Raw genomic sequence first — 8,427 nt, forward strand, 5'->3', positions numbered from 1 at the left:
GACGGCCGCGGCCCCGTCGAGCGCGACCCCCACCGCGCCGACCCCGACGGCCACCAGCACGCCCAGCGCCTCCGCCAGCACCACCGCGGTGGACCAACAGATCACCGTCACGATCGCGAAGAAGCGGGTCGATCCGCCGACCGGACGGGTCACCGTCAGTAAGGGCCAGCTGGTCCGGATCACCGTCACCTCCGACGTGTCCGACGAATTGCACGTGCACGGCTACGACCTGGGTGCCCGGCTGCCGGCCGGGACGCCCGGCTCGGTGGAGTTCCGCGCCGACAAGACCGGGCTGTTCGAGGTGGAGACGCACGAGTCCGAGCTGGTGCTCTTCCAGCTCGTCGTCCGCTGAACGACATGACGGCCGCTCCCACGCTGCTGGCACACGGCGTCGGTGGCCGCCAGGACCTGCCGATCACACTGCCGCAGCTCGTCGTCGCCGCCGCGCTGACCCTCGTCGTCACGTTCGTGGCGTTGGGACTGCTCTGGCGCGAACCCCGGCTCGACCGGGACGCCACCGGCGGTCGCCCGGTGCCGCGGTGGCTCGCCCGACTCGTCGACGCGCCCGCGTTCCGGTGGACGCTGCGCGGGCTCGGCCTGCTCGCCGCCGCCTGGTTCTGCCTCGGTCTGCTGGGCGGGCCGGACACCGCTGACAACCCGACCGCCGGCGCGCTCTACGTGCTGCTCTGGGTCGGGCTGGCCCCGCTGTCGCTGCTGCTCGGCCCGATCTGGCGGGCGGTCAACCCGCTGCGTACGGTGCACCTGCTCGCGGCGCTGGCGGCGCGGCGCGACCCGAACCGTGGGCTCCGTGAGCTGCCCGACCGCGTCGGTTGGTGGCCGGCCGCCGCCACAGTGTTCGGGTTCGTCTGGCTGGAACTGGTCGCCCCCGACCGGGCCACCCTGCCGGTCATCACCGCCTGGCTGGCCGGGTACGCGGTGGTCCTGCTGGCCGGCGCGGTGCTGTTCGGCGCCGGCTGGTTCGACCACGCCGACCCGTTCGAGGCGTACAGCACAGTGATCGGTCAGCTCGCCCCACTCGGCCGGGCCGCCGACGGCGTCCTGGTCTGGCGCAACCCGCTCGACGGGATCGCCGGCCTGCGACCCCGCCCCGGGCTGGTCGCCGTGGTGATCGTGCTGCTCGGCTCGACAATGTACGACAGCCTCTCCAACGCGCCGGGCTGGTTGCGCTTCAGCCAGGAGAACGGCCTGCACCCGGCGGTCACCGGCAGCGCCGGTCTGAGCCTCGTCATCGCCGCCGTCGCGGTGGCGTACCTCGCGGCCACCGGTGCCGCGGCGCGCATCGGTCGCGCCGATGCGACCGATGCCCGTGCGGTGCCGGGCGAGATCGCCCACTCCATCGTGCCGATCGCGGTGGGGTACGTGGTCGCGCACTACTACTCGCTGCTGATCCTGGAGGGCCAGCGCACCGTCGCGTTGCTCTCCGACCCCCTGGGCACCGGCGCCAACTGGCTCGGCACCGCCAACTGGGAACCGCAGACCGCGCTGATCACGCCCTCCGGGGTGGCGACCCTCCAGATCACCGTCATCATCCTCGGGCACCTGCTCGGCACGCTGCTGGCCCACGACCGCGCCCTGTACCTGTTCCCCCGGGCCCGGGCGGTGGCCGGCCAACTACCCCTGCTGGCGCTGATGGTCGCCTACACCGTCGCCGGTCTGCTGCTGCTCTACGCGGGGTAGCCCCGCCCGGGGGCCGACCCGTGCGTCATGATGGCCCGTGGACTCCGATCTTCAGCGCTACCTCGATGACCTCGTCAGCACCGCCCGGGAGGTGCTCGGCGCCGACCTGGTCGGCGCGTACGCGGCCGGCTCGGTGGGGCTCGGGGCGTACCAGCCCGGCCGCAGCGACGTGGACGTGGCGCTGCTCAGCGTCGGACCGCTCACCGAGGCCGCCAAGCAGACGTTGGTCGCCCGGCTGCGGCACGAGGCGCTGCCCTGCCCCGCACGCGGACTGGAGTTGGTCGTCTACGACCGGGCGGTGGCCGCCTCCGGCACCCCGGAGCCCGGCTTCGAGGTCGAGCTGAACACCGGGGCCGGCATGCCGTTCCGGCGCACCCTCGACCCCGCCGACCGCCCGGCCGCCGACGGCCGGTTCTGGTACGGCCTCGATCGCAGCATCCTGCACCAGAGTGGACTCCCACTGCTCGGCCCGCCGGCGGGGGAGGCCTTCGCCGACCTCGCCCCGGCCGACCTGCGCCGGCTGCTCATCGAGGCGCTGTCCTGGTGGCTCGCCCTGCCTACTCCGCCGGGCGACCAACCCGCGCCCGGCACCGAGGACGCCGTACTCGGCGCCTGCCGGTCGCTGGTGCGCCACCGCGACGGCGTCTGGTTGGCGAAGGTCGCCGCCGGCCAGCGGCTGATCGACGCCGGCGACCGGGCCGAGGTGATCCGTCAGGCGGTCGCCGCACGCCACGGCGGGGAGCCGCCCACCGGGACGCAGGCCCGCGCCTTCCAACAACGGGTACGCGACGAGATCGCCGGTTAGCCCCGTTGCGCGGTTGCCGGGTGGGCCTCGCGGCGCTCAGCGGACCGGGTGGGCCGCGCGGCGCTCAGCGGACCGGGCTGGACTCCAGCGAGGCGAAGAGCAGGTTGAGACCCTCGGTCATGGTCGGGTGGGTGATGACCGCGTCCCGCAGAGCGGGCCACGGCATCCCGGCGAGCATGGCCAGCTGCACCAAGGTGATCACCTCACCAGCCTCGGCGCCGAGCAACGCCGCACCGAGGATTCGGTCAGTGCTGGTGTCGATGACCGCCTTCCACATGCCCTGGGTCTGGCGCAGGGTGCGTGCCCGGGGGATGGCGGCGACCTGCAGGTGGGCGACCTGGATGTCGTACCCGGCGCGGCGCGCCTCGGTCTCGGTCAGGCCGACCCGCGCCAGTTCCGGGGTGGTGAAGACGGTGTACGGAATCAGCCGGTCGGCAGTGCTGCGCCGGCCTCCCGCGAGGTTCGCTCGGATGATCCGGTAGTCGTCCAACGAGACGTGGGTGAACTGCGGGCTGCCGGCGACGTCCCCGGCCGCCCAGGTGCGCTCGGCGCTGGTGCGTAGGTGCTCGTCGACCTCCACGAAGCCCCGCTCGCTGAGCCGTACGCCGGCCACGTCCAGGCCGAGCCCGTCGGTGACCGGTTCCCGCCCGGCCGCCACCAGCACGTCGTCCCCGATCACCACGCTGCCGTCGTCCAACGTCACCCGGAGCGAGCCGTCGGCCTCCCGGTCGATTCGCGCGACGGCCACACCCACCCGTACGTCGATGCCATCGTCGAGGAAGACGCGCATCACCGCGTCGCTGATGTCGGGGTCCTCGCGGGTGAGTAGCCGTGGACCACCCTCGACCAGGGTCACCGCGCTGCCGAACAACGCGAACATCTGCGCGAACTCCACCCCGACGGTGCCGCCGCCGAGCACCACCAGCCGGGCCGGCAGCCGGTCCAGGCGCAGCAACTCGTCGCTGGTGAGAACCCCGGCCTCGGCCATCCCGGGCACCGACGGCAGATGGGGGCGAGTGCCAGTGTTGATCACCACGTCGCTACCGCGCAGCAGCCGTTCGCCGCCGTCGGCGAGTGCCACCCGTACGGTCCGCGGGCCGACGAACCGGGCCTCGCCGATCACCAGGTGCAGACCGGAGTCGAGGAACTGCTGCCGGTTGGCGGCGACCATCCCCTCCACCACGTCCTGCTTGTGCGCGCGCAACAGGTCGATGTCGACCCGGCCGCCCTCCACCGTCAGGCCGAGCGCCGACGCGTCCCGCAGCTGGCGAGCGGCCCGCGCGCTGGTCACCAGCGCCTTCGTCGGGATGCACGCGACGTTGATGCAGCTGCCGCCGATCATGCCGCGCTCGACCATGGCGACCCGCTGCCCGGATCGGGCGACGTCCATGCTCAACGTCTTGCCGGCCTTGCCGCCACCGACGACGAGCAGGTCGAACTCCTCCGGTTGGTCGGTCACCGGCGCTCCTCTCGGTCACCGGCCAGGCCGGCGGCCACCGCTGGTGCGCGGCGGCCAGCCCAGCCTGCCAGCTCAAGCGGCGGCTGCGACCCGGTTCGGAGCAGAATCCGCCGAGGCCATCACCCGTGCCTTGATCAGGTGATGAGAAGGAGGTCTCCCGACCTTCTACGACCTACTTCTCATCACCTGATCACCGCTGGTCCGCCCTTGTCCGGGCGGGAGTGAGCGCTGTTGCGGTCAGTGTCGGGCGGCGCCGTTCTCACTCGGCTGCCCGAAGGCCAGGAACGGTACGGGCGTCGGTGCGTCCGTGCCGATGTGTCGAGGGAAGGTCCGCTCGGCGTCGTCGGCGCTGACGTCCCGGGCCGCCGTACGTTCGGACGTCGTCGACTCGTCCGCTACCGCCGGTGCGTCCGCATGCTCGTCGTTCGCCTGCTCCGCCGGGGCCCGGTCGCCAGTGGCCTGTTCCATCGGGGTCAGGTCGGCGTAGCCGTTCTCGACCGGGCTCCGGTCGGCAGGTGCGGCGTTGAGCGGGGCGCGGTCGGTGGTGGCCCGATCGGCGTCCGTGTCGTCCACGGTGGGTCGCTCCGCGGGGTGCCGGTCGACGCCGACGCGGTCGACGGTGAGCCGCTCGACGCCTACCCGCTCCGAGGCGGGACGGTCGGCGCTGGAGCGGGAACCGACCATCGGGTATTCAGCGGTCTCCGTACCGCCGGCTGCCGCGGCCATGACCGCGGCGGCGGCGAGGTCGGCCACCCGCTTCGCCTCCCGCTGTACGCGGGCGCGGACCTCCTTGGCGTGCCGCTCGGCGGAGTCCCCGGCCCGCCGGGCCTCGTCCAACCGGGCACTTTCGGCGGTCAGGTCCCGACGGACCTCACCGAGTCGCTGCTGCATCCGGGACAGCTCGTTCTCCAGGGTCTCGCCCTCCTGGCGGATCTCGGCGAGCTGCTGGCGGCCGGTGTCCAGCTCGGCGTTCAGCTCGGCGGCCTCCTGCCGGCGCTCCTCAAGCTCCTTCTGCAGGGCGGCGAGCTGCTGCTGGTGGCTGGCGGACTGCTCGTCGGCGCGGTTGCGCAGCTCGGTCACGTGCTGCTGCGCCTCGGCCAGTAGCGCGGCGATCTGCTGCTCGGTCGCGCTGCGCTCCTCGGCCAGCTCCTGCTCGGCGGCGGCCTGCTGTTCGGCGATGTCCTGCTCGGCGGCGGTACGCCGTTCGTTGACCTCTCGCTCCACGTTGGCCTGCCACTGGGCCATCTCCTGCTGGTGCTTGGAGCGGGCCGACTGGAGTTCCTGCTGGATCTGGGTGCGGGCCGACTTCATCAGCGCGTCGGCGGCGACCCGGGTCTGGTTGAGCTGTTGCGCGCTCTGCTCGGTGATCCGTTTGGCCTCGTGCTGGGCGCGCTCGTGCACGGCCTCACCGTCGGCCCGCAACTGCTCGGCGTGCTCGCGGATCGCGGTCAATTCGGCCTCGGCCAGGGTGCGCCGTTCCTCGTGCGCCTGCTCCTGCTCGGCCCGCCGGGCGGCCAGCTCCTCGGCCAGATCCTGACGTGCCTGCGCGGCCCGCTCACGGGTGTCGGCGAGGATCCGCTCGGACTCGCTGCGCAGCTCGTTGGCCCGGTCGGTGGCCGACTCGGTGATGATGCTGGCCTGCTTTTCGGCGAGCGCCATGATCTCGCCGACCATCGGGCCCAGATCATGGAACGAAGCGCGGTCCACCTGCACGGGTTGCTCCTGAAGCTCGGCCAGTTCGGCGCGCAGCCGCTGAACCTCGGCGGTCAGTTCACGGACGCGGACGGCGGAGCGCCCGTGCTCCCCGCTCAGCATCGCGATCTGGCCGTCGAGCTGCTCCAGGTGCCGGTCCACCTGGCGTTTGTCGTATCCGCGCAGGGTGAGCTCGAAGCTCGGCCGGGAGGCCGCATCGTCGCGTGCTGCGTGCGGCTCAGCGCCGATGGACATGCACCATCCTCCGTACGATCGGGGCGTCAGGGTCGGCGGTCGCCTGCCCCACGGGCCGTCAGTGTGGCGCAACGCTACCGCCGAGCGGACCTCATGCGAAGTCCTGCCCCACCACCTCTCACGTTGCCGTCCCGCATTGCCCCGATCCCGCGCCGATCATGGACTCCTGGTGCCGGAAAGGTGGTGCTCCACCACCTTTGTCATCCACCATCACTCCATGATCGACGCAGGTCAACAGCGGGACGGGGGGAGACGCGAGGTCAACGTCGGCGGGCCACCAGGACCGCGTCGTGGAGGGTGATGTCCTCGCCGTTCTGATTGGTCGCGAGGCGGGAGCGTTCCTCCGCCGCCAGCACCTCCCAGTGGGCCGGCTCCAGATCGGCGGCCACGTCCTGCGCCGTGTACATCGCGTCCGGCATGTGCATCCGGTGCGCCGACCCCCACAGATCGGCCGGGTGGTGCCCGACGATCAGCAGGACGCCGCCGGGTGCCACCGCCGCTGCCAGCCGGCCGAACAACTCCCGCCGCTCCGCCGGTGGCAGGTGCATGAACTGCGCGGACACCAGGTCGTACGCCTCCTCGGTGGGCGGCTTGTCCCGTAGGTCGGCGTGGGTGAACTCGATCCGGTCGCCCACGCCGGCGGCCTCGGCGTGCGCGGCGGCCCGGCTCAACGCCGTGGTGGAGATGTCCACCGCCGTCACCTGCCAGCCGCGCTCGGCCAACCACACCGCGTCGGCGCCCTCGCCGCTGCCCACGTCCAGGGCGCGCCCCGGGGCCAGGTCGGTGACCTCGGCGACCAGCTGCGGGTTCGGCCGGCCACTCCAGACCGAGGGGCGGGACTGGTAGCGCTCCTCCCACGCCGGTTCCTCGAACGTCGTGGCCACCATCTGCCGGTACGCGGACACCGCGTCGCGGGTCTCCTCGGCGATGAGATCGGCGTTGATCGCGGCCGCCGCGTTCAGGCCGGCCGCGGCGGACGTGATCACCTGACTGCGGATGTCGGCCACGTTGCCCGCCACCCAGACACCACTGACGGTCGTCGCGCCGGTGGCGTCGGTCGGGATCTGGGCGCCGATGACGTGTTCACCCATCGTCACCTCCTCCGGGGCCAGACCCAATCCCACCAGCATGTCGGCGCGGGGAGTCAGCCGCGTCGCCACCACGATCGCGTCGAGCGCCACCACCCGGCCGTCGGCGAGCCGTACGCCGGTCAGCGCGTCGTCGGTCACCTCCACCGCGGCGACCGGGCCGGGCACCACCGCGATGCTGCGGGCGGCGAGCCGCTCGGCGGTCTCCGCGTCCGGCGCCGGGGAGTCGTGCAGCAGGAGCAGCACGCTGGGGCTCCACTGTCGCCACATCTCGGCCTGGTGCACGCTCAGCGGGCTGGTCGCCAGGACGCCGATCCGCCGGTCGCGAACCTCCCAGCCGTGGCAGTACGGGCAGTGCAGCACGTCGCGACCCCACCGCTGGGCCAGGCCGGGCACGTCGGGCAGTTCGTCGGTCAGACCGGTGGTTACCAGCAGCCGGCGGGCCCGCACCGATTCCCCGCCGTCGAGGCTCAGCCGGAACCCGTCGTCGTCCCGGGTCGCTGCCTGCACCCGCCCGGTGCGGAACTGCCCGCCGTACCCGGCCACCTCGGCCCGTCCGATCGTGAGCAACTCGCCCGGCGGCGTCCCCTCCCGGCCGAGGTAGTTGTGTATCCGGTCGGCCGGCGCGTTGCGCGGCTCCCCGGAGTCGATCACCAGCACCGACCGTCGGGCCCGGCTCAGCGCCAGTGCCCCGCTGAGCCCTGCGGCGCCGCCGCCTACCACCACCACGTCATATGTCTCGTCCACCGGTATATCTCCCTCTTGCTCTGTCGGCTGCGCCCACCATCCGTCGCCGTCGGCAAGGTGGCAACTATCCTTGCCGTTATGGCAAACGAGGACAGCGCCGCGCTGGCGGCCGTCGGCCCCCGGCTGCGTGCCCTGCGTCACCAACGCGGGACCACGCTGACCCAGCTCGCCGACCTGACCGGCATCTCGGTGAGCACCCTGTCCCGGCTGGAGTCCGGTAGTCGTCGGCCCACCCTGGAGCTGCTACTCCCGCTGGCGAGGGCCTACCAGGTGGCGCTGGACGAACTGGTCGACGCCCCCGCCACCGGCGACCCCCGGGTACGCCCCAAACCGATCGTCATCCACGGCGTGACGTACCTGCCGCTGACCCGCCGACCGGGCGGTGTCCAGGCGTTCAAGCAGATCTTCCCGCCGGACCCGTCCGCCGGGGGCCGAATCCCGCAGGCCCACGAGGGGTACGAGTGGCTCTACGTGCTCTCCGGCCGGATCCGGCTGCTGCTCGGTGACCGTGATCTGACGCTGACCCCGGGGGAGGTGGCCGAGTTCGACACCCGCATCCCGCACCTCTTCTTCAACCCCGGCCCGGGCACCGCCGAAGCCCTCAGTCTCTTCGGGCCGCAGGGGGAGCGGTTGCACGTCCGCCGCGGCCGGCCTGAACGCGGCGGCCGCGATCAACGCCGATC

The 8,427-nt window shown here is 72.7% G+C and carries 7 protein-coding genes; 4 read left to right on the top strand and 3 right to left on the bottom strand.

Annotation, left to right across the window (positions count from 1 at the left end; all coding sequences use genetic code 11):
- From DLJ58_RS33725 to DLJ58_RS01360, 3 genes are all read left to right on the top strand, one after another.
- A partial coding sequence (locus tag DLJ58_RS33725; protein ID WP_208740779.1) for a cupredoxin domain-containing protein occupies positions 1–352 on the top strand: 352 nt, incomplete at its 5' end.
- Positions 353–357: 5 nt separating this feature from the next.
- Positions 358–1,698: a hypothetical protein gene (locus DLJ58_RS01355; RefSeq protein ID WP_124853482.1), complete on the top strand. Its 1,341-nt coding sequence runs from the start codon at positions 358–360 to the stop codon at positions 1,696–1,698.
- Between the two features lie 37 nt (positions 1,699–1,735).
- Entirely contained in the window at positions 1,736–2,503 is a 768-nt protein-coding gene (locus DLJ58_RS01360; RefSeq protein WP_124853483.1) for a nucleotidyltransferase domain-containing protein, read from the top strand.
- Between the two features lie 64 nt (positions 2,504–2,567).
- Here the strand turns inward: DLJ58_RS01360 and DLJ58_RS01365 are convergent, their stop codons facing one another.
- From DLJ58_RS01365 to DLJ58_RS01375, 3 genes are all read right to left on the bottom strand, one after another.
- On the bottom strand, positions 2,568–3,962 hold the full coding sequence (locus DLJ58_RS01365) for a dihydrolipoyl dehydrogenase family protein (RefSeq protein WP_124853484.1): 1,395 nt from the start codon (positions 3,960–3,962) through the stop codon (positions 2,568–2,570).
- Positions 3,963–4,199: 237 nt separating this feature from the next.
- Entirely contained in the window at positions 4,200–5,909 is a 1,710-nt protein-coding gene (locus DLJ58_RS01370) for a coiled-coil domain-containing protein (RefSeq protein WP_124853485.1), read from the bottom strand.
- A 260-nt stretch (positions 5,910–6,169) separates the two neighbouring features.
- Positions 6,170–7,744, bottom strand: coding sequence for a bifunctional NAD(P)/FAD-dependent oxidoreductase/class I SAM-dependent methyltransferase (locus tag DLJ58_RS01375; protein ID WP_124853486.1), 1,575 nt, complete (start codon positions 7,742–7,744; stop codon positions 6,170–6,172).
- Positions 7,745–7,822: 78 nt separating this feature from the next.
- Here DLJ58_RS01375 and DLJ58_RS01380 point away from each other — a divergent pair.
- On the top strand, positions 7,823–8,427 hold a 605-nt coding region (locus DLJ58_RS01380; RefSeq protein ID WP_148097964.1), incomplete at its 3' end, for a helix-turn-helix domain-containing protein.

Source organism: Micromonospora arida (assembly GCF_003857035.1).
Taxonomy (GTDB): domain Bacteria; phylum Actinomycetota; class Actinomycetes; order Mycobacteriales; family Micromonosporaceae; genus Micromonospora; species Micromonospora arida.

Excerpts from the sequence above, each read along its gene's own strand:
- DLJ58_RS01355 (WP_124853482.1), top strand. The coding sequence starts at position 358 with ATGACGGCCGCTCCCACGCTGCTGGCACACGGCGTCGGTGGCCGCCAG.
- DLJ58_RS01370 (WP_124853485.1), bottom strand. The coding sequence starts at position 5,909 with ATGTCCATCGGCGCTGAGCCGCACGCAGCACGCGACGATGCGGCCTCC.